This is a genomic window from Bradyrhizobium macuxiense (genome assembly GCF_001542415.1).
In the GTDB taxonomy this organism is placed as follows: domain Bacteria; phylum Pseudomonadota; class Alphaproteobacteria; order Rhizobiales; family Xanthobacteraceae; genus Bradyrhizobium; species Bradyrhizobium macuxiense.
The window spans coordinates 1-21,111 of the sequence record NZ_LNCU01000081.1; the positions used below are offsets into that span (position 1 = coordinate 1).

Sequence of the window (21,111 nt, forward strand, 5' to 3'; positions counted from 1 at the left end):
GGCAGGGCTATCGCATATGACCGAGCATGCCGAGGAAAAAGGCATGATCCCATCCGGCGCGCTTGATTTTGCGCCGGATGGAGGCGCGGTCGGGGTGAGCTCGCAGGATATTGAGTGCGAGCCTGCGCAGGGTAGCGAGGTTCTCGGGAGCATGGTCCTTTCGCGCGCGATTGCCGTCCTCGGCGAAATGGACGTCGAGCACCCAATGGAGCTGGTTCTCGATGCCCCAATGACTGCGGGTGATGTGCAGCAGCCGCTTGGGGGAGATGTATTTGGACAAGAGATAGTGGCGTACAACCGGTGCATCGGCCCGGTGGCCTCGCAGACGCCTGCGCGAGGTGATGCGCCCCACCGCTGCGACGCCGGGGAAGTCGTGGTGCGCAGCCAGGCTGGTGTTGCGCATGATGGTGGCGCGCCGCGCCTCGTGCCGATCGTGGCTGGAGGGGTCGATCTGCTCGGCACTGCTGCGCCTGCCCGATCGCGCAAATTGTTGCGTAACCGCCTTGAACAGGGGGCCGCGGTTGGCTTTGATCGCCAGAGTGTAATTGCCACCTCGCTCCAGCACGGCGCTGGCAAAGGCGCGGCTGCAATGCAGGGCATCGGCGGTAACGATGCAGCCCTCCAGACTGAGAAGGTCCAACACTTCCAAGGCGCCTGCCGTCTCGTTGCGACCAGGCGCTTTCTGCTGAGCCAAAGCCATGCGGGCATCCACCGCAAAGACGTTGACCAGATGCAGCGGCGTGGCTTTGCCGCCGCGCTCGTAGGCGCCGCGCAACGCCTTGCCGTCGACGGCCACCACTCCGGTGAGCTTGAGCCCGTTGGCTTTGGCAAAAGCCGCCATGAAACGACGGAAAACCTTCTCGAAGGCTTGTGGCTTGAGCAGGCGGAAAACCCGGCTGAATGTGTCGTGGCTCGGGATGCCATGCTCCAACCGAAGGAAGAGCCGCAACAGCTCCTCCTTCGCTGCTCCGAAGTCCGCCATGTCCGAGCACGATTCCGCTCCGCACAGCGTTGCTGCCAGCGCGATGACCAGCACCTCCAAAAGATCGTGCCTCGCATTGGCCGCCCGCGGGTCCGGCAATCGACCAAAAACCTTCTTGAATTGGCGCATCCGACCCCCTTCTTGACCCAGGAGTCGTCTTCAGAATCTCTCTTGCTCTCCAATGCAATAGCCGGCGTAAATCCATATGCGATTCCCCTGCCCCTTGTGGGGGTGGGGAGAGGGGTGCCGCTTGCTCTGTTGCTGACGGAGCGCGGGGACACAAGCACAAGCTAGTTTCGATGCAGCGACCAGGTCGCGCCGTTACTTCTTCTTCACCCCGACCCGCTCGATGGTCTTGATCTCGAGCGGCGGGCGGCCGCTTTTTTCGGCGATCTCGCGGTCCTGGTCGCGCAGGAAGGCGCGCGCCGGTTCGTCGCCGTCGAGGCCGCCAAGGAGCTCGGAGGGCACGCGGCGGTTGGAGCGCTGCGAACCGTCTTCATAGAAGACGTTGAAGAAGGCGAATTCGCCTTTGGGATTGGTCCCGGGTTTTTTCGGCATGCGCGGCTTGTCCTCGATCGGAGCAGGGCTGTCAAAGCAAATCCCGCGCGCTTGCGCGCTGGGCTGCCCTGCGCAATCCGGCAGCGAAAGCCCTTGCGATGCGACCCGACGTAGTCCGGCGATATGTCAAGCTGACAACGGCGGGCGAGATACCCACCGTTCTGTTGCGCCCGGTGTCGGCCTCAGCCCTCGAACAGCACGAACGCCGCCCACACGCTGGGATCGGCTGCGCCTTGAATCTTGCCGTCGCGCGCATCGCCCCTCGTCCGGCGCGGCGCGTCCGAACAGGTCAGGCCCTCCGCAGATGCTCGTAGAAGCGCGTGGCGAAATTCGCGGTGCCTTCGTTGGCGACCGGCCACAGCGTGAGCAGCGCACGCCGCGCGCCGGCGATGCCGAGCGCAGTCGGCAGGCCGCGCAGCCCGCTGACGAAGCTCTCGTCGCCGCGCCCGGTCTCGCAGGCCGACAGCACCAGCAGTTCGAGGCCGGAGAGATCCCAGTCCATCAATTCGAAGGCATAGAGATAGCCGTCGCTGTCGTCGGGCACCGGCAGCCGGTGATCGCCCGCGCCCGACAGCACGATGCCGCTCTGCCACAGCGTGTCGAGGCCGGCAGGCTGGCTGTCGTGATAGAAGCCGTGCGTCGCCAGATGCGCGATGCGCGCCTTGCCGATCGCGCCGCGCAGCGCCTGTTCGCCGACGCCGGCCCCGGTCAGCATCTCGACGGGCGCGCCGCGCGCGGGCGAGCCGGGCGATCGCATCGATCTCGGTCTTGGTGCCGGGCAGCGGCGGTTGATCCGCAGACCTGCGCGAGCCGCGAAGTTTCCCCACCGGAGCGGCTTTCATATCGAGCGCCAAACGAAGCCACCGGCGAAGATTTCGCGCGTTCACTTTGTCGCATGGCAAGCCGCTGATATTTCTGACCTTCGTCACTTGCACCATCACGGCCGATTCGCGTATGAGGCGCATCCTGACGGATTTGCAACCAGTCTCCTCGGGAAGCGATAAGCCGATGTCCAACGCCACCCTCGACGCCAACAAGGCGCTCGTGCTCGCGCATTACGACGCCGTGACCAACCGCCACGATCCCGAAGCGATCCGTGCCCAGCTCGCGCCCGACTTCTTCGACCACGCGGTGGGCAAGCGGATGAGCGCCGACGAGGTGATCGCGCACTCGGCCGCCATGCACGAGGCCTTCGCCAATCTGTCGGCGGTCGCCGAATCCCTGGTCGCCGAGCGCGACCTCGTCGCCGGCCGCTTCGTCTGGCGCGGCCGTCACCGCGGCTCCTGGCGCGGCATCGCCCCGACCGGCCACCACGTCGAATTCCGCGGCATGACGTTCTGGCGGATTCAGGACGGCAAGATTTCCGAGCGCTGGGCGGAGGTCGATTTTGCGGGACTGGAGAGGCAGCTGAAGGGGTGAGGTCCGCTTTTGACCACGACGTCAAACGCGTGGCATCATCCACGGCAGGCGGCTTTTCCAGGACATTAACATGCTCAGACTTCGTTTGGTCGTTTTCCTTGGCGCGCTTGTATTGGCCGCTCCTTCCTACGCCGCCCGCTGTGGCGGCAATTTCAACACCTTCGTCCAGTCATTCTCGCAGGACGCCGCCAGCGCCGGCATCTCGCAGGATGTGATCTCTTCGGCGCTCGGTAATGTGCAGCAGGACGGCGGGGTGCTCGCCTTCGACCGGCGGCAGCGCTACACTTTCAAGAAGACGTTCGAACAGTATGTCGCGACCCGCGTCGGGCCCGGGCGCATCAATGGCGGCCGCGCGCTGTTGCAGCGTCACGCGGCGCTGCTGGCGCGGATCGAGCAGCAGTATGGCGTGCCGCGCCAGATCCTGGTCGCGATCTGGGGACTGGAGAGCGATTTCGGCAAGGGCGACATGGGCAAGCTGCCGGTGATCCGCACGCTCGCGACGCTGGCGCATGACTGCCGCCGCTCCGACCTCTTCCAGGGCGAGCTGCTCGCGGCGCTCAAGATCGTGCAGCGTGGCGACCTCCGTCTCAATGATCTGATCGGCGCCTATGCCGGCGAGATCGGGCAGACCCAGTTCCTGCCGTCGTCCTACATCAAGTATGGCGTCGATTTCGACGGCGACGGCCGGGTTGATCTTCGCCACTCGGTGCCCGACGTGCTGGCCTCGACCGCGAACCTCCTGCACAGCAACGGCTTCAAGATGGGCGCGCCCTATGACGAGGGCAGCGCCAATTTCGAGGCGATGCGCGAGTGGAACAGGGCGGTGATCTATCGCAAGACCATCGGGTATTTCGCGGATCGGCTCGTGGGGCGGTGAAAGCCCAGCTTTGCCTCAATCGTCATTGCGAGCCACCCGGTCGGCGCCAAGCGCCGCCGGATGACAGGCTCCGCGAAGCAATCCATATTTCGGCATACGTGGAACGATGGATTGCTTCGTCGCTTCAGCGCAAAATAGCTTCGCAATTTTGTCTTGAGCTCCTCGCAATGACGGCTCGCATTATCAGGTCTTCCCATGGAAACCATCGGCAGCCAGAAGATCTGGTCGTTCTTTGATCGCAAGGGCTGCCAGATCGCGAAGAACTCGGCGGTGCGGCAGGGGCCGGGCCATCGCGTCGGCTCCTATCTGGAGCTCGCCACCAAGATCGCCGAGCTGCAATTCCTCAACCGCGATCACGTGCTGCTGTTTCGCGGCCAGGGCGCCGACCACCGGAACGTCAAGGGCAACAGCTCGCTGAAGCCGACCCTGTTTCGCGGCGGCCGCGGCAATCCGGACCGCGCGACGCTGGTGACGCGGTTCGAGGCGCTGGACCGCGCCGGGCAGATACTGATCGCGGACTATACCAAAGCGAAGCTGCTCGGCCTTGAGCGGCTGAAGCGCCATCATCTGCTGCGCTGGTCGATCCTGCAGCACTACGAGGCCTGCGCCACGCCGCTGCTCGACGTCACGCATTCGATCCGCATCGCCGCATCCTTTGCCTCGCTCGCGGAGACCGACACCGCTTTCCTCTATGTGTTGGGCGTGCCGAATTTGAGCGGCGCGATCACCGCGAGCGCCGAGGCCGGCATCCAGATCGTCCGCCTCTCCAGCGTCTGCCCGCCCTCGGCGGTGCGGCCGCATATCCAGGAGGGTTACCTGCTCGGCGAATATCCAGACATGACCGGCTACCAGCAGAAGGAAAACTATTTTCCCTACGAGATGGATTTCGGCCGCCGGCTGGTGGCGAAGTTCTCCTTCAATCCGGCGACGTTCTGGAAGAGCGACAATTTTCCGCAGGTCGCGCGAAGCGCGCTCTATCCGTCAGAGAGGAGCGATCCGCTGTTCCGGCTGGCGCTTGGGGTGAAGAGGCAGTTGGGTGGGTGATCGCGGCACCCGGCTTTCCCTGCACCCTCTCTTCTGTGGGCCACGGAACGGAGATGCAAGGGCAACTCACGTCGCGATAATGCGGATGTATGGCTCGCCACTCGCGCAACGTACTGGCTGTCGTCCCTGCGAAAGCAGGGACCCATAACCACCGATGTTTATTGTTGAGCGATGCTGGAACGACGGGTTCTGCTCACTACACCCGCCGCGGAGTATGGGTCCCTGCTTTCGCAGGGACGACACCGGTTATTTGGCGGTCACCGCCGCCACCTTCGCGGTCGCCTTCTCGATCTGCCGCTGCATCACCTTCCAGTAGGTGCCGGGGCGGAAGCGTTGCAGGAGGTCCATGAAGCGGGCGTCGTTGCCGATCAGGATGCGCGGCTGGTTCTTCTCGATGCCGGCGACGATGCGCAGCGCCGCGCCGGCCGGCGTGGTCCGCGCCAGCGCGTCGAAGCGCTCGATCGATTGCGCGCGGCGGGCGTTGTCGGTGACGCCGGCACCGGTGCGCGAGTTGCGCGCGATGTTGGTGGCGACGCCGCCGGGATGCACCACGGAGAGGTTGATCGGGCTGTTCGCCATCGCGAGTTCATGCCGCAGGCTTTCGGAGAAGCCGCGCACCGCGAACTTGGCCGCGCAATAGGCGCTCTGGCCGGGCGGGGCGACGATGCCGAAGATCGAGGAGATGTTGACGATATGTGCCTCGCGCTGCCGCGAAAGCTGCGGCAGGAAGGCGCGGGTGCCGTGCACGACGCCCCAGAAATTGATGTTGAACAGCCATTCCATCTGCGCCTGCTCGATCTCGGCGAACTGGCCGAGCAGGGCGACGCCGGCATTGTTGACGACGATGTTGAGTGCCGGATGCGCGGCGCTGGCCGCTTCCGCGAACGCCATGATCTCGATCGGCTCGCTGACGTCGAGGCGATGCGCGGTGACCTTGCGCTGGCTTGCTTTCGTGATCCCGGCGGCGGCCGCGGCGAGGCCGGCCTCGTCGCGGTCGGCCAGCGCCAGATCGCAGCCGCGCAGCGCGAGTTCAAGCGCGAGCGCGCGGCCGATGCCGCTCGCGGCTCCAGTCACGGCGGCGGCGGATCCACGGATCGCGGTCATGTCAGGTCAGCTCCGTCTGATCGGGTTGTCGGCAATACGGGGAACAAGGCGGATTTTCTCGCTTTTCTCAAATTGGAACCGAACCATCCAGCAATTTCGCGCTTTGTCCCTTTTTCCAGGGGCCATCAGGAAAGGAGGTACATCAATGGGACAATCAAAACCCATTCGCGCGAAGGCCCTCGTGGTCGAGGACGACCCGATGCAGCGGGCGATGATCGGCCTGCTGCTGGAGGAAAGCGATTTCGACGTCATCGCCTGCGAAAGCGCGGAGGCCGCCGAACTGGTGCTGCAGGGAAGCGGCGATGATGTCGTGCTGATGATGACCGATGTCGAACTGGCCGGGCACATGACCGGCGTCGAGCTCGCGCACGCCGCGAAACAATACAATCCCGACCTTGACGTCATCGTCACCTCGGGCAAGCCGCTGCGGCAATCCCTGCCGGACGGCGCGATGTTCTGGGCCAAGCCCTGGGCGCCGCTGGACGTGATCCGCGTCGCCGAGATGAAGGCCTCGGCGATCCACGGAGCCGGCAGGCCGCGCAGGTCTTCATAACGAATCCTCGTAACGAAGTTGTCAGCGCCGGCGATCGGCCGGTCGGTGACGGGCTGCTTCCGCCTGCCGGAGCAGCGTGATATTGGCGGGNGGGCGATGTCCCGCCTGTGCTCCAGCATCGTGCCGGTGTGTTTCGTCCTCCCGATCGCGGCCACCGCGGCTCGGGTAGGGGTCTCTCCGCGGGTCGTCCTTCCGCGATGGAGAGACGCCAGATGACATGGTCCTTCCTGCTGACCACGCTGATCGTGGTCGCTTCGCCTGGCACCGGCGTGCTCTACACCCTGGCGGTGGCGTTGACGCGGGGCTCGCGGGCGAGCATTGCTGCCGCGTTCGGCTGCACCCTCGGGATCGTGCCGCAGATGCTGGCGGCGATGCTCGGGCTTGCCGCCATCCTGCACACCAGCGCGGTTGCCTTTGCGGCGCTGAAATGGTGCGGCGTCGTCTATTTGCTCTACATGGCCGGGCAGGCGCTGCGTGAGCATGGTGCGCTTGCCGTCAACACCGAGGTCGAGCCGCGCTCGAGCGGGCGGGTGATCGTCACCGCGATCCTGATCAACATCCTCAATCCGAAGCTGTCGATCTTCTTCCTGGCCTTCCTGCCGCAGTTCATCGCCGTCGACGAGGACCATCCGCTGACGCGGATGGTCGAGCTCAGCGGCGTGTTCATGGCGATGACCTTTGCGGTGTTCGCGCTCTATGGGCTGTTCGCGGCCTCCGTGCGCGATCGCGTCGTCACCCGTCCGAAGGTGATGGCCTGGCTCCGGCGGAGCTTCGCTGCCGGCTTTGCCGTGCTCGGCGCCAAGCTCGCCTTCGCGGAGCGCTGAGGCGCGCCGATCCAGGCAATAAAAAAGCAGGCCTTGCGCCTGCTGTGTTCAAACCGATCGGCTGGAAGCCGGTATCTCCAGGCTGGGTGCCCGGGCAGGGCTTGGACCGCTACCCGGGCGGGAATTCGTTACTTCTTCTTGGAGGCCTTCTTCTTGGTGGCCTTCTTTGCCTTTTTCGCCTTCTTCGCTTTCTTAGCCATAGTATCCTCTCAGGGTTTCATGGAATTGAACGCGACTTCCGAGGCATGTTTGGCGGAGGGCCAGCCTCACAACATCCTCGGTGACAAACTCAGCAGATTCGCAGGCGACTGCCGCGTGCTGTCACGGCGCTGTCATCACGTTATCCACAGCTGTTATGCGTTTTCGCCGGCTTTTCGTCGCGTTGATCGCGGGCCGGCAACGGCGGCGTCGAATCCGTCATGCTTAACATCGCGCAAACGCCGCCCCCGCGCGTCTTCATCAATTCAAAACCACAGCTTGGATTGCCGGCTTGCAGGTGAGAGTCCGTTAAGCGGCGGCGCCGCATTCTCTCGGCCAAGACAACGGGGATTGTCGTCGGAGGAGCGCCTTGAGGCGGCGGTTCGATCACAGGGGAGGCGGGACTTGAGACGGTCTCGGACAAGGCGATGCTGAGCGTTCCGACGCTTTGGACGGTGTTCGTCATCAACTTTCTCGCGCTGGGCCTGATCTGGGCTTATGTGGCGCACAGCTATCCGGCATTCGGCGCGGCGCGGTTCTGGACCGCGTCCGCCTTTGCCGCGGCGGCCGGCGCCTCTTGCGCGATGCTCCGTGTGGTGATGATGGATTCGATGCTGCCGCTGTTCGTCGCCGGCACGCTGATGGTTTTCGCCGCATGTCTTGCCGCGATGGGGATCGAGCGGTTCTACGGCAAGCCGGTGTCCTGGCGCGGCGCGGTGCTGACCACCTCGCTCGCCTGTGCCGGCCTCGGCGTCTTCGCCTTCGCCTACGACAGCATGGTGATGCGCACCCTCATCTACACATGCGCGCAGGCCGCGCCGTTTGCGCTGACGCTGAGGCTGCTGTTGTCGCCCGAGAACGGGCGCGTCAGCCCCGGCGCCCGTCTCGCCGGTATCGTCGCCTCCGTGATCATCGGCATCTATGCGCTGCGCCTCGTCGGCGGGCTGCTCCAGCCCGGTACATTCGCGTTTGTCAGCTTCAACGAGACCCAGGCGCTCCTGGTCCTCGTGCTGGTGTTCCTGTCGATGGCGCTGAACTTCGGTTTCCTGCTGATGGCGATGGACCGGCTGCGCAGCGAGGTCGCCGATCTTGCGCTGCTCGACGATCTCACCGGGGTCGGCAATCGCCGTCAGCTGGTGCGACGGCTGACCGAGGAGTGCGCGCGCTCCGACCGCAGCGGTGAATCCTTCGCGCTGCTGGTGATCGATCTCGACGGCTTCAAGGCCATCAACGACACCTTCGGCCACGCCGCCGGCGACGCCTGCCTGCAGCACTTCACCCTGATGGCGCAGACCCGGCTGCGGCCCGGCGACATGCTCGCCCGCACCGGCGGCGACGAGTTCTGCATCGTGCTGCCGTCCTCGACGCTGCGCGAGGGCGCGATGATCGCCCGCCGCGTGCTGGAAGTGTGCCGCGCCGATGCCGAGCAGTGCTCCGGCAAGGACATTCCGATCGCGGTCTCGATCGGCGTCGCGCAGTGGACCCGCGAGATCGGCATGCACCCCGATCGGCTGATCGCGGCCGCCGACCATGCGCTCTACGAGGCCAAGAAGGGCGGCAAGAACGGCTTTGCGGCCTATGAGCCGAAGCCTGTACCGGCGCCCGAGGTGACGGCGCTGATGGAGGCCGCCCTGCGCGAGACCGCGTGAGCCATGCTATCGTGTCGTGACACCGGGCCTGTCCGCATGATGCTTCGCCTGCTCGCCGCACTGCTCGTGCTGGCACTCCCGTCTGCTGCTCTCGCCGCGACGCCCGACCTCGCGGCGATCGCGCGGTCGGCGGGCACACCCGAGATCCCCGGCCTCAAGATGGTCTGGCTGTCGCCCTGGGGCGACGTCGCCAAGTCCCATCCCTGGCGCAACATCATCGTGCACCAGACCGAGGGCCCGGCCGGCTCGGCGCGCTACGGCGCGACCGAGCAGCACAAGAACCCGACCCGGCGCGGCGTCATGGTCTGGGTCGAAACCGACGGCACGGTCTATTGGGCGATCGCCGACAATCTGGTGCCGACCCACACCGATGGCGCCGATCGCAACGACAACAAATATATCGACAACAGCAAGACCTATCACCAGGTCAACAAGGACACCTCGATCGGCGTCGAGTTCGCCGGCAACTACCCCGATGTCACGAAGGGAGCGACCGATGCCCAGATCGCCGCATGGCGGGTGCTGGTGAAGGTGCTGCGCGTGCGTTACGGCATCCCGCTCGACCACGTCTATGCCCACAACTGGATCGACTTCAAGGACGCCCGCTACTGCGAAGGCTGCGCGCTCGCGACCATGGCGCGGCAGTGGGGCGAGTAGGGGCGGGACGTCGTCATGCCTGGACGAGCACGCTCGGCCCAGCAACAGCCGCCATCGCCCGGCTTGCCGCCTCCGCTAAAGCTATGCTTTCGCGGAGGAAGACGGTGGAGTTGGTGAGAAAGCTACTCCAAAAATGGCGTTAACGACGCCCAACGATTTCCAGCCTGAGTGAAATCGCTTCGACGTTTGTTAAAATCTGCCGGTTACCCCCCTCCAGGCGTATGAACCTGGAGAAAGAAATGGGTAAGCGAGCCAAACGCGGAAAGACAGAGACGCTCGCGCTGCCGGTGGTCGGAAGAGTTGCGATTGGCGTCATGGCCGCCGCCGCATTGGGGTACGGTTGGCTGTCTCGCCCGGCGAGCGTTCAACCGATACCCAGGCCGTTCGCGCACCAGGTCCTGGCACCGTCCACTACGGCTCACGTCTCAGCTCCGGTTCATGTGTCGACGTCAGCTCCGGCTCCAGTCTCGACTCCGACACCTCTGGTCGAACCACCCAAAGTCGCTGACGTTCCCGGAAGATTTGTTCGGCAGGCGGTTGACTACGTCAGTCACCAGACGCCGGGCACCGTCGTCATCGATACCGGGAACACATTTCTTTATCTCGTTCTGAACGACCGCCAAGCGATGCGCTACGGCATCGGCGTTGGCCGCGAAGGCTTCACGTGGTCCGGTGAACAGACCGTGGCTCGCAAGACAGAATGGCCGGATTGGCGCCCGCCTGCAGAGATGCTTTTGCGTCAGCCTTATCTGCCGCGTTTTATGGCAGGCGGTCCCGGCAATCCGCTCGGCGCTCGGGCGATGTACCTGGGCGAGACCGAATATAGAATTCACGGCACCAACAAGCCCGATACGATCGGGAAGCGGGTTTCGTCCGGATGCATCCGGCTGACCAATGAAGACGTTGTGGATCTTTATGAGCGGGTGAAAGTCGGAGCGAAGGTGATCGTGCTTCCGGCAGCCGCGGCCCACCGACCGTCCCAGGGAATGCCGTCCGACGTCGCCTCCCGAGCACCGGACCCGGCATCGCCGTCGAACCGACCCTCCGCAACCAACACGCAGATGCTGTCGTCTGGACTGGAGATGGCCGAGAGCCGGTAGGTCCTAGGTATACAACCGAGAACAAGCAGACATTCAAGCCATCGGTTTCAATTCAGCTTGTGGACCCAAATCGGACATCGCGTGGCCGATGTGCAATAATATCCTTGCAAGGGAGAACATGGATGTGCAGGCTGCGAACCCTGCTGTCTGTTGTGGGGATGCAAGGCGCGAGGGGGATGAGCATCGCGCTGTGCGTCGGTGCGTTCGTTCCCGTGATTTTTCCGGGGTTGGGTGTAGCGCTCAGGCCGGGGCTGCCGTTGATGATCGCGGTATTCCTCGTCAATGCGTTTGCCCAGCTTGATCTGGGCCATGCAAGGCAAGAGTTCACACGGCCTCTCAGACTGCTGACCGCAACGGGCTGGGTGATGCTGGTCGTTCCGACCCTGTTCTGGGCGATCTTGAACGTGGTCGGTCGAGACCGGTTCGATCCCGGTTTCGTTCTGGCGTTGAGCTTGCAGGCCGGAGCCGCACCGATCATGGCCACCCCGGCGGTGGCGGTGGTGCTCGGCATAGAGGTGACCTTCCCGGTTCTGCTCTTGCTGACTACGATGTCGATCCAACCGTTCACCGCGCCGTTCCTCGTAAGCTGGGTTGCCGGGACAGCCATTCCCGTCGATAGCTTCGTCCTCGGCCGCAACCTGTTCGTCATGGTCGGCGGATCGGCGCTAGCCGCGGCCAGTCTAAGACTGTGGCTCGGACGCGCGCGTCTCGAGGTGTATCGCCACGAACTTGCCGGCATCAACCTGCTGGTCTTTGCACTGTTTGGTCTTGCCATGTTCGATGGTGTCGTCGTCAGGATATTCCGCGAGCCGCTCCTGCTGCTCGGCCTGTCCGCAATCGCTTTCATTGTCGCGCTCGGCAGTCTGGGCATCGCCATGGGCGTGCTTCGCGGCATGGGCGCGGACGAAGCTTTCATAACGGGTTTTGCGACAGGCCATCGCAATGTCGGGCTTATGGCTGCTGCCCAGTACGGATCACCTCTGCCCGAACTGACATGGCTCTACTTTGCTCTAGCTCAATTGCCAATCTATCTGACTCCTCAAATCATCCGTGCCTTCGTTGCTGCGAGAGGTTCTGTTCTCAACGGGGCCCTCAGCGGACGAAAAGGAGAATAGCGATCATGGTCACGCCTGAGTCCAACCCCTCGGTCAGTTACGACGCGAAGAACCTGATAGGCACATGGACCCTGGTTTCCGTTGTCACCGAGCGGGACGGCAAAAAGTCCGATGCCTATGGCCCAAATGCAAAGGGCTTGCTGGTGTTCGATGCGAACGGACGATATTCGATAATCTTTATCGCGGCTGACCTGCCCAAATTCGTGTCGGGTAACCGTTCCACGGGCACCGCAGATGAGAATGAGGCAGTCGTAGCCGGAAGCCTGGCTCATTTCGGCACTTACATCGTCGATGAGGCGGACAAGAGCTTCACGTTTCAGATCGAGCGCGCGACATTTCCGAACTGGGAGGGAAAGAACAACAAGCGCTCGTTTGTCATCGCCGGGGATGAGCTACGCTTCACAGACCCGCACGCGTCGGGTGGCGGAGTGGCAGCGACTATCTTCCGGCGCGCGACGTAGCCACCCTATTTTTGGCCGTCCCAGATGAAAGTCCGCTTCACCCGCACCCTGGACCGGGATCATCATCGCGCTTTAGCTTTTTGATTGAGCATGATCTTTTCGGAGGACCGCTTCACACTTTTCCGGATCATGCTCTAACGGCGACATTGGTCGGCAGACGGACTTAGGGGGACATGCCTGGATCGCGGTGCGCGTCGAGCACCACTTTGCAAAAACAAAAAAAGCCGGCGTCTCCGCCGGCTTTCGTAACTGTCGGCTGTTCCGCCGCGCTTAGTGCGCGGCCTCCAGCGCGGCTTCCTGCTTGGCGATCGTGCCCTTGACGGCCGACTGCACCTTCTCGAACGCGCGGACCTCGATCTGCCGCACGCGTTCGCGCGACACGCCGAACTCGGCGGCGAGGTCTTCCAGCGTCATCGGCTCGTCCGCCAGGCGCCGCGCCTCGAAGATGCGGCGTTCGCGTGCGTTGAGCACGCCGATCGCACCGTTCAGGGCCTGCCGGCGATGATCGAACTCCTCGCTTTCGGCCATCAAGGCCTCGGCGTTCGGAGAGGTATCGACCAGCCAGTCCTGCCATTCGCCGGCTTCGCCGTCGTCGCGGATCGGGGCGTTGAGCGAGGCGTCGCCGCCGAGGCGGCGGTTCATCTCGACCACGTCCTGATCGGTCACGCCGAGGCGCTTCGCAATCAGCTTCACCTGGTCGGGGTGGAGATCACCCTCTTCCAGAGCGGAGATCTTGCTCTTCGCCTTGCGCAGGTTGAAGAACAGCTTCTTCTGGTTCGCGGTGGTGCCCATCTTCACGAGCGACCAGGACCGCAGGATGTACTCTTGTATTGACGCCTTGATCCACCACATGGCGTAAGTGGCGAGACGGAAGCCCTTCTCGGGCTCGAATCGCTTCACCGCCTGCATCAGGCCGACATTGCCTTCCGAGACGACCTCGGAGATCGGCAAGCCGTAGCCGCGATAGCCCATGGCGATCTTGGCCACGAGCCTGAGATGGCTGGTGACGAGTTTATGCGCCGCGTCGCGATCATCATGCTCGCGCCAACGCTTGGCGAGCATGTACTCCTGCTGGGGCTCCAGCATGGGGAACTTGCGAATCTCGGCGAGATATCGGGAAAGACCGGATTCTCCGTTGAGGACCGGTAACGTAGCTGTACGGGCCATTCTAGCGCCCTCCAGTGGTTCAGGCCCCCGATAGCGGCGGGCCCGGCAGGCGGCCGCTGGGTTAAAGCCGGCCGTGCTGCGATGTTCCGCGTTGGATATTCAACGCAGGTGCAACATACACCAAACTGTCCGTGATAGGGAAGGATTGCTGACGTCACGTCCCCGTGTGCCAGCTATAACCTACTGTCATAAATCAGCTTTTCAGCAGGGGGTGCGTCATACCGCCGCTGTCAGCGCGCGTTGCAGGAGAAGCAAATCCTCCGGCAGAGGCGCCTCCCAGTGCAAAAGTTCCCCGGTGCGAGGGTGTTCCAAAGCCAGGAGATAGGCATGCAGCGCCTGCCGGTCCAGGGCGGCCAGTGCCGCCTGGGCCTCCGGTCCGAGATGTCCGGCCTTGGTCTTGAAGTGAGGGCCGTAGACGGAGTCTCCGAGTAGGGGGTGGCCGATATGGGCGAGGTGCACGCGGATCTGATGGGTCCGCCCGGTCTCGAGCTGGCAGGCGAGCAGGGAGGCGACCGGCTTGCCGTCGCGGCCGGCGAAGCTTTGCTGGACCTCGAAATGGGTGATCGCTTCGCGGCCGCCCTCGCGCACGGCCATTTTCTCCCGAGCATATGGGTGACGGTCGATCGGGGCATCGACGGTGCCGTGAGGCCGGTTCGGCACGCCCCAGGCGAAAGCCATATAGCCGCGCTGCATCGGCCCGGTGCGGCCATGGTCGGCAAACTGCGCGGTTAGCGACTGGTGCGCCTGGTCGTTCTTGGCGACCACCATCAGCCCGGTCGTGTCCTTGTCGAGGCGGTGCACGATGCCAGGTCGCCTTACACCGCCGATCCCGGACAGGCTGGTGCCGCAATGGGCGATCAGCGCATTGACCAGCGTTCCCGTGGCGTGGCCGGCCGCCGGGTGCACGACGAGGCCCTTGGGCTTGTCGATGACGATGATGTCGTCGTCCTCGAACACGATATCGAGCGCGATGTCCTCGCCCTGGGGCTCGGCCGGGGCTGCCTCCGGCACGTCGATTATGATCGTATCCCCCTTGGCGACATGATAAGCGGGGTCGCGGACGGCGGCGCCCTTCATGGTCACGGAACCGGCGAGGATCAGCGCCTTCAGCCGGGACCGCGACAGCTCGGGGGTGCGTTGCGCGAGCACGCGGTCGAGCCGGGCCGAGCCCTCGTCGCCCGCGACGATGACCTCCAGCTTCCGACCGCCATTCGAAGAGACTTGTTGCAAAGATATAGAGCCTTGTGATGACCGACACCGCTGTGACCGAACCGACCCCCGACCAGGCCGCGCTGATCGCGCGGGTGCGGCGCATGATGCTGATCGCGGGCCTGACCTCGGCACTGGCCGTGGCCGTCGTGTTGATTGCCATCGGCTACCGCCTTTATCGCAGCGAGGGAAGCCCCGTTTCCGTATCCGATGTCACCGCTGCACTGCCGAAAGGCGCCCGCATCCTCTCCACCGGCATCGCCGGCGAACGGCTGGTCGTGACACTTGATGTAGGCGGCACCACCGAGATTCGCACATTTGATGCAAAGACGTTGAAACCTGTCGGCAGGCTGACCTTCGTCACCGAACCCTGAGCGACGCGATCGCGAGCATCGGAAGTCCATCGATCAACCAAGAGCTGCAAAGTATTTTTGCACTTGCGTTGTCGCACCCAGAACGTGTGCCGCCATCTTTTCGGCTGAGTTGCACGTTCAGCTTGCGTCATGTCGGAGTCCAATCCCAACGCTTCAGTCGAACCGATCGGTGAGTCCGAACACTCAGCCTGTTGCGCAAACCCGACGCGTCGCGCGCTGCTGACGGCGCTGGCGAGTTGCGCCTGTCTTGCCGCGATCGATCCCGCTGCCGCTGACGACGATGAGCAGCCCGGCGCCAGTGACCGGCCGCAAAAGGCCGACCAGTTGGTGCGCGCCGAAGGCGACAAGGCGGGCGAGGTCATCAAGGCCGATGATTTGACGCTTGGCGGACCACCGATCCGCGCCTGGCCGAAGGATCCGAAAAGCGCCGTCGTCCGCAAGGGCTCGCGGCTGAACGAGGTCGTGCTCGTCAAGCTCGACCCGAACGAGTTGGACGATACCACGCGCGCCCGCGCGCCTGACGGCATCGTCTGCTACTCCGTCATCTGCTCGCATGCCGGATGTCCGATCACCGCCTGGGTGAAGGAAGAGCAGGGCGACAAGAACGTCTTCAAATGTCTCTGTCACAACTCTGAATACGACCCGCGGCAGAATGCGCAGGTGGTGTTCGGGCCGGCGCCGCGGCGCCTCGCGGCGTTGCCGCTGACTGTCGCTGACGGCGCCATCACGGTTGCAGCACCGTTCGTCGGAAAGGTGGGTGTCCAGCAGGGAGGGTGAGGCCGCTTCGGGATTTCTGCATGACCAAAACTGAAAAAATAAAACAGAGCAGGGAGGTAGCATCTCATGACAAGGAAGCAGTTGTTATTATCGGGCTGCGTCGCGTTCACGTGTCTCGTCTCGACATATGCTCTCGCAGGGCCGATCGAAAACTACAGTCCGGTGACGTCAGCACGTCTCGAAAATCCCGAACCCGGCAACTGGATGCTCTATCGCCGGACCTATGACGGACAGGGTTACAGTCCGCTCGATCAGATCAACACCTCCAACGTCAAGAACCTCAAGCCGGTGTGGACCTTCTCCACCGGCGTTCTCGAGGGCCACGAGGCGCCTCCGATCGTCAACAACGGCGTGATGTTCGTCGCGACCCCGATGGGACAGGTGATCGCGCTCAACGCCAAGACCGGCGAGGAATACTGGCGCTACAAGCGTCAGCTCCCCGAAGATCTGTTCCAGCTGCATCCGACCAGCCGCGGCGTCGGCCTGTGGGAGGACAAGCTCTATCTCGCGACGACGGACGATCACGTCGTCGCGCTCGACGCCAAGACCGGCAAGGCGGTGTGGGACACCAAGGTGCAGGACTACAGAAAGGGTCAGTACATGACCCTGATGCCGCTCGTGGTCGACGGCAAGGTGATCGTCGGCGGCTCCGGCGGCGAGTTCGGCGTGCGCGGCTATGTCGCCGCCTACGACGCCAACAGCGGCAAGGAGCTCTGGCGCACCTTCACCATCCCCGCCGAGGGCGAGCCGGGCCACGACACCTGGAGCGGTGACGACTGGAAGTCGGGCGGCGGATCGGCCTGGATGACCGGCACCTACGACAAGGACAGCAAGACGGTCTATTGGGGCGTCGGTAACGCCGCGCCATGGCCCGGCTCGATGCATCCCGGCGACAACCTCTACACCAGCTCGGTGCTCGCGCTCGATCCCAACACCGGCAAGATCAAGACTCACTTCCAGTATCACCAGAACGATTCCTGGGACTGGGACGAGGTCGACGCGCCGATGCTGGTCGACATGCAGCGCGACGGGAAATCGTTCAAGAGCCTGGTCCATCCGGGCCGCGACGCGATCTTCTGGGTGCTCGAGCGCACGCCGGACAAGATCAACTATGTCGCGGGCTGGCCGTTCGTGAAGACCAATGTCTGGAAGGGGATCGAGGCCGAGACCGGCCGGCCGATCCTCGATCCCGATCACAAGCCCGTACTCGGCAAGCGGGTCGAGTTCTGCCCGTCACTGTGGGGCGGCAAGGACTGGCCGTCGGCGGCCTACAGCCAGAGCACCAAGCTGGTCTACGTTCCCGCCAACGAGAATTTCTGCGGCGGCTTCACCGGCGAGAAGACGCCGCTGGTTCCCGGCCAGCTCTGGCTCGGCACCAAGCCGGAGGACATCGGACTGACGCCGGCGCCCAATGCCGATCATTTCGGCGAGTTGCAGGCGTGGGACCCGGCGACCGGCAAGAAGGTCTGGCATCACGACTTCAAGACCTCGCAACTGTTTGGCGCCGTGACCGCGACCGCGGGCGACCTCGTTCTCGCCGGCGGCACCAATGACCGGAACTTCCGCATCTTCAACGCCAAGACCGGCGAGTTGTTGTGGGAGCAGAAGACCAACTCCGGGATCATGGCGATGCCGATGACCTATGAGGTCGACGGCACGCAGTACATCGCGGTGCAGTCGGGCTGGGGCGTCGACGCGCAACGCATCCAGGATGCGCTGGCCGGCAAGGTTGCAGGCTTCGAGAACAACGTGCCGCAAGGCGGCGTTGTCTGGGTCTTTGCGCTCGACAAGAAGTAACGTTCGGGCGACGAGAGCTTTGGTCTGATCAGAACCAAAGCCCTCGCGCTCTTTGTTTTGACGCGTTTTCTTCACGCGAACCGGTGTCCACTTCGCTCGAAAACGCTTCTCACCGACAGGGGGCGATGCGATCGGGAAGCGGCGGCTGGGGAGACCGCCGCTTCCCGGTCCGCTTTTCGCTATGTCCCCGTCATTGCGAGCGCAGCGAAGCAATCCATCTCTCCGCAGGCGCTGGGCTTCGTGGAATGGATTGCTTCACTTCGCTCGCAATGACCAGACCAAAAGAACGCCCGCGAGCTTGGCTGCTCGCGAGCGTCCGAGACGGATCACGCGTTTGTTTCGCCTAACGCTCCACCGTCACGTCTCCAGCTGCTTGCCGATCGGCAGGTTGCGGATGCGCTTTCCGGTGGCGGCGAAGATCGCGTTGACCAGGGCCGGCGCGAACGGCGGCACGCCGGGCTCGCCGACGCCGCTCGGCGGAATGCCGGCCGGCGGCGGCACGATGTGGACGTTGGTGATCACAGGCGACTCGTCGATCCGGATCACCGGGAAGTCGTCGAAATTGCTCTGCTGCACCTTGCCGTCCTTGAAGCTGATCTCGCCGTACTTGGCGAGGCTCAGCCCCATGATCGCGGCGCCTTCGATCTGCGACTGGATCCGCTCCGGGTTGACATAGGTGCCGCAATCGATCGCGGTGTCGACCCGTGGAACGGTGAGCTTGCCCTTCTCGTCGACGGCCACCTCGACGATGGTCGCGATGTAGCTGACGAAAGAGCGGTGCACGGCGATGCCGAGACCGTGGCCCTTCGGCACGGTGCGGCCCCATTCGCCCTTGTCGGCGACCAGCTCGACCACCTTGCGCAACCGCGCGGTGTCGATCGGGTAGCTGTCATAGGGCTCGCCGTAGTTCCAGGGATCCTTCACCGAGGACAGGTTGACGATCCGTGGGCTTCCGATCAGCTCCAGCAGCATGTCCTTCTGGTCGCGGCCGGTCGCATGCGCGATCTCCGCGGCCATCGATTGCACCGCGAATGCCCGCGGGATGTTGGACACCGAGCGGAACCAGCCGATGCGCGTGTATGCGGCCGCTTCCGGATTCTCGCACTGCAGATTGGCGATCTCGAACGGATTGTCGATCAGGCCCATGCCGAGCTCGAACGGCGCGGCGTGGTTGGCGCCGGCCGCGAAGGTGGATGCGATGGTCGGCGCCACGCTGCGGTGCAGCCACGCGATCACCTTGCCGTTCTTGTCGAGACCGGCCTCGATGTGCTCGACCGACACGGTGTGCAGGAAGTCGTGATGGACGTCGTCCTCACGGGTCCACTGCACCTTGACCGGCGCGCCGAGTTCCTTCGAGAGCAGCGCCGCCTCAAGCGCGAAATCGCATTTCGATTTCCGTCCGAAGCCGCCGCCGAGCAGCGTCACGTTGACGGTGACGTTGTCCTCGGGGATGCCGAGCGTCTTGGCGACGTCCTCGCGGGTGCCGCCGGGGCTCTGCACCGGCGCCCAGATCTCGGCCTTGTCGCCCTTGACGTCGGCGACCGCGACCGGGGGCTCCATGCTGACATGGGCGAGATGCGGCAGATAGTACTCGGCCGTGATCACCTTGTCGGCGCTCTTCAACGCCGCCTCGGCATCGCCGTCCTTGCGCACGACGAGGCCGGGTTTTCGTGCGGCTTCCTCGAGTGTCGCTCGATAGGCGACCGAGTCGTATTTGGCGTTGGCGCCATCGTCCCAGACCACCTTCAGCGCGTCGCGGCCCTTGATCGCGGCGCCGGTGTTGCGCGCGATCACGGCCACGCCGCCGAGCGGCTGGAACTTCGACGGCCACGGCCAGCCCTTGACCTCCATCACCTTCTCGACGCCGGGCACCTTGGTCGCGGCGCTGTCGTCGAACGACTTGACCTTGCCGCCGGTGACCGGCGGCCGCGCGATGACGGCGTATTTCATCCCGGGCAGGCGGACGTCGGCGCCGTAACCCGCCTTGCCGGTGGTGATGTCGTGCAGGTCGACGATGCCGACCTCGCCCTTGCCGAGATAGCGGAAGTCCTTCGCCTCCTTCAGCTTGAGGCTGTTGATATCAGGCACCGGTTCCTTGGCGGCATCGGCCGCGAGATCGCCGAAGCCGACCTTGCGTCCGCTCGCGGCGTGGACGACCTCGTGGTTCTGCGCCTTCACCTCGCTCGCCGGCACGCCCCATTTCTTGGCCGCGGCGGCTTCCAGCATCGTGCGCGCCGCGGCGCCGATCTGGCGCATGGGGATCAGATAATGCCGCGTGCTGCGCGAGCCGTCGGTGTCCTGGTTGCCGTACTTGACCTCGTCGCCATGCGCCTGCTGGACATGGACGCGCGACCAGTCGGCGTCCATTTCCTCGGCCACGATCAAAGGCAGGCTGGTGCGGACGCCGGTGCCCATCTCGGAACGGTGCGCCACGATGGTGACGACGCCGTCAGGCGCGATCGCCACGAACACGCGCGGATCGACCACGACGCCATGCGGCATCTTGCCGGCGCCGGTCTCGTAGGCGAAGGCAGGCCGCGACAGCACGGGTGCGGCGAGCACGAAGCCGCCGGCGATGCCGAGGCCCTTCAGGATGCTGCGGCGCGAAACGTTCTCGACCTTCACGTGCTTCTCGAAGCCGCGAAGCTTGCTGGGATTCGTGCGGATATTCATGTCACACCCCCGTCGATGCGAGGTGCACGGCATTCTCGATCCGCTGATAGCAGCCACAGCGGCAGATATTGCCCGACATGGCTTCGCGGATCTGGTCGTGCGAGGGTTTCGGGTTCTGGTCCAGCAGCGCTGCGGCCTGCATGATCTGGCCGGCCTGGCAGAAGCCGCACTGCGGAACATTGACCTGGCGCCAGGCCTTCTGCACCGGATGATCGCCGCTCGGATGCAGGCCTTCGATGGTGGTGACCTCGCGGCCGACCACGTCGGAGACCGAGGTGATGCAGGAGCGCACCGCCTCCTTGTCGACGATCACGGTGCACGCACCGCACAGCGCCTGGCCGCAGCCGAACTTGGTGCCGGTCAGGCCGGCCTCGTCGCGGAGATACCAGAGTAGCGAAAGATCGGGGTCGCCGTCCCAATTCTGTTCCTGGCCATTGATTTTTAGTTTGATCATGGTCTGTCCTCGCTCTGCTTAAGCTATTGACCGGTGCGGCGCCGGGGGACGGAACATCTTCCATTCGCCCTTTGGCCGCGTTGATGTTTGTTTGCCAAGATGTCGGTGAGCTGAATTGC

Annotated in this window: 21 protein-coding genes; 13 read left to right on the top strand and 8 right to left on the bottom strand. The window is 64.1% G+C overall.

What is annotated here, in order from left to right; translation table 11 throughout:
* Positions 1–7: 7 nt before the first annotated feature.
* From AS156_RS23245 to AS156_RS23255, 3 genes are all read right to left on the bottom strand, one after another.
* Positions 8–1,111: an ISAs1 family transposase gene (locus AS156_RS23245; RefSeq protein WP_066499663.1), complete on the bottom strand. Its 1,104-nt coding sequence runs from the start codon at positions 1,109–1,111 to the stop codon at positions 8–10.
* Between the two features lie 192 nt (positions 1,112–1,303).
* Complete coding sequence (locus tag AS156_RS23250) at positions 1,304–1,540, bottom strand: hypothetical protein (protein WP_066509087.1); 237 nt, start codon at positions 1,538–1,540, stop codon at positions 1,304–1,306.
* 289 nt (positions 1,541–1,829) lie between these two features.
* Positions 1,830–2,297: a CHAT domain-containing protein gene (locus AS156_RS23255; protein WP_066509088.1), complete on the bottom strand. Its 468-nt coding sequence runs from the start codon at positions 2,295–2,297 to the stop codon at positions 1,830–1,832.
* 251 nt (positions 2,298–2,548) lie between these two features.
* Between AS156_RS23255 and AS156_RS23260 the strand changes: the two genes are divergently transcribed.
* The 3 genes from AS156_RS23260 to AS156_RS23270 all read left to right on the top strand — a co-directional run bounded on the left by AS156_RS23260 (position 2,549) and on the right by AS156_RS23270 (position 4,880).
* Complete coding sequence (locus AS156_RS23260) at positions 2,549–2,959, top strand: ester cyclase (RefSeq protein WP_082747699.1); 411 nt, start codon at positions 2,549–2,551, stop codon at positions 2,957–2,959.
* A 70-nt stretch (positions 2,960–3,029) separates the two neighbouring features.
* Positions 3,030–3,836, top strand: a complete 807-nt coding sequence (locus AS156_RS23265) for a lytic murein transglycosylase (protein WP_066509090.1) — start codon at positions 3,030–3,032, stop codon at positions 3,834–3,836.
* A gap of 195 nt (positions 3,837–4,031) precedes the next feature.
* Complete coding sequence (locus AS156_RS23270) at positions 4,032–4,880, top strand: FRG domain-containing protein (protein ID WP_066509095.1); 849 nt, start codon at positions 4,032–4,034, stop codon at positions 4,878–4,880.
* A 246-nt stretch (positions 4,881–5,126) separates the two neighbouring features.
* Here AS156_RS23270 and AS156_RS23275 read toward each other — a convergent pair whose 3' ends face one another.
* Positions 5,127–5,984 carry an SDR family NAD(P)-dependent oxidoreductase gene (locus AS156_RS23275; RefSeq protein WP_066509097.1) on the bottom strand — a complete coding sequence of 286 codons (858 nt, stop codon included), beginning with the start codon at positions 5,982–5,984 and terminating at the stop codon, positions 5,127–5,129.
* Positions 5,985–6,129: 145 nt separating this feature from the next.
* Here AS156_RS23275 and AS156_RS23280 point away from each other — a divergent pair, with 145 nt between their 5' ends.
* The 7 genes from AS156_RS23280 to AS156_RS23310 all read left to right on the top strand — a co-directional run bounded on the left by AS156_RS23280 (position 6,130) and on the right by AS156_RS23310 (position 12,541).
* A complete protein-coding gene (locus AS156_RS23280) occupies positions 6,130–6,537 on the top strand; it encodes a response regulator (RefSeq protein ID WP_066509099.1) in 408 nt (135 codons plus the stop codon).
* A gap of 212 nt (positions 6,538–6,749) precedes the next feature.
* A complete protein-coding gene (locus AS156_RS23285) occupies positions 6,750–7,361 on the top strand; it encodes a LysE family translocator (RefSeq protein WP_066509103.1) in 612 nt (203 codons plus the stop codon).
* Between the two features lie 626 nt (positions 7,362–7,987).
* Positions 7,988–9,208, top strand: coding sequence for a GGDEF domain-containing protein (locus AS156_RS23290; protein WP_066509105.1), 1,221 nt, complete (start codon positions 7,988–7,990; stop codon positions 9,206–9,208).
* A 36-nt stretch (positions 9,209–9,244) separates the two neighbouring features.
* The gene (locus AS156_RS23295; protein WP_066509107.1) at positions 9,245–9,865 is read left to right on the top strand and encodes a peptidoglycan recognition protein family protein; all 621 of its coding nucleotides are present in this window, start codon (positions 9,245–9,247) and stop codon (positions 9,863–9,865) included.
* Between the two features lie 239 nt (positions 9,866–10,104).
* Entirely contained in the window at positions 10,105–10,965 is an 861-nt protein-coding gene (locus AS156_RS23300) for a L,D-transpeptidase (RefSeq protein WP_066509439.1), read from the top strand.
* 176 nt (positions 10,966–11,141) lie between these two features.
* A complete protein-coding gene (locus AS156_RS43450; protein ID WP_201456092.1) occupies positions 11,142–12,080 on the top strand; it encodes a hypothetical protein in 939 nt (312 codons plus the stop codon).
* A gap of 5 nt (positions 12,081–12,085) precedes the next feature.
* Positions 12,086–12,541, top strand: coding sequence for a lipocalin-like domain-containing protein (locus tag AS156_RS23310; RefSeq protein WP_066509111.1), 456 nt, complete (start codon positions 12,086–12,088; stop codon positions 12,539–12,541).
* 270 nt (positions 12,542–12,811) lie between these two features.
* Here AS156_RS23310 and rpoH read toward each other — a convergent pair whose 3' ends face one another.
* Both rpoH and AS156_RS23320 read right to left on the bottom strand, forming a co-directional pair.
* On the bottom strand, positions 12,812–13,708 hold the full coding sequence (gene rpoH / locus AS156_RS23315; RefSeq protein WP_066509113.1) for an RNA polymerase sigma factor RpoH: 897 nt from the start codon (positions 13,706–13,708) through the stop codon (positions 12,812–12,814).
* 216 nt (positions 13,709–13,924) lie between these two features.
* The gene (locus AS156_RS23320) at positions 13,925–14,905 is read right to left on the bottom strand and encodes an RluA family pseudouridine synthase (RefSeq protein ID WP_066509445.1); all 981 of its coding nucleotides are present in this window, start codon (positions 14,903–14,905) and stop codon (positions 13,925–13,927) included.
* A gap of 50 nt (positions 14,906–14,955) precedes the next feature.
* On the opposite strand from AS156_RS23320, the gene AS156_RS23325 reads away from it, so the two are divergent.
* The 3 genes from AS156_RS23325 (at position 14,956) to AS156_RS23335 (ending at position 17,865) form a co-directional block, all read left to right on the top strand.
* Positions 14,956–15,291, top strand: a complete 336-nt coding sequence (locus tag AS156_RS23325; protein ID WP_066509115.1) for a hypothetical protein — start codon at positions 14,956–14,958, stop codon at positions 15,289–15,291.
* A 129-nt stretch (positions 15,292–15,420) separates the two neighbouring features.
* On the top strand, positions 15,421–16,068 hold the full coding sequence (locus AS156_RS23330) for a QcrA and Rieske domain-containing protein (RefSeq protein WP_082747688.1): 648 nt from the start codon (positions 15,421–15,423) through the stop codon (positions 16,066–16,068).
* A gap of 66 nt (positions 16,069–16,134) precedes the next feature.
* The gene (locus tag AS156_RS23335) at positions 16,135–17,865 is read left to right on the top strand and encodes a methanol/ethanol family PQQ-dependent dehydrogenase (protein ID WP_066509117.1); all 1,731 of its coding nucleotides are present in this window, start codon (positions 16,135–16,137) and stop codon (positions 17,863–17,865) included.
* Between the two features lie 357 nt (positions 17,866–18,222).
* Here the strand turns inward: AS156_RS23335 and AS156_RS23340 are convergent, their stop codons facing one another.
* Positions 18,223–20,538: a xanthine dehydrogenase family protein molybdopterin-binding subunit gene (locus AS156_RS23340; protein WP_066509119.1), complete on the bottom strand. Its 2,316-nt coding sequence runs from the start codon at positions 20,536–20,538 to the stop codon at positions 18,223–18,225.
* A gap of 1 nt (position 20,539) precedes the next feature.
* Positions 20,540–20,992, bottom strand: coding sequence for a (2Fe-2S)-binding protein (locus AS156_RS23345; protein WP_066509123.1), 453 nt, complete (start codon positions 20,990–20,992; stop codon positions 20,540–20,542).
* Positions 20,993–21,111 lie beyond the last annotated feature (119 nt).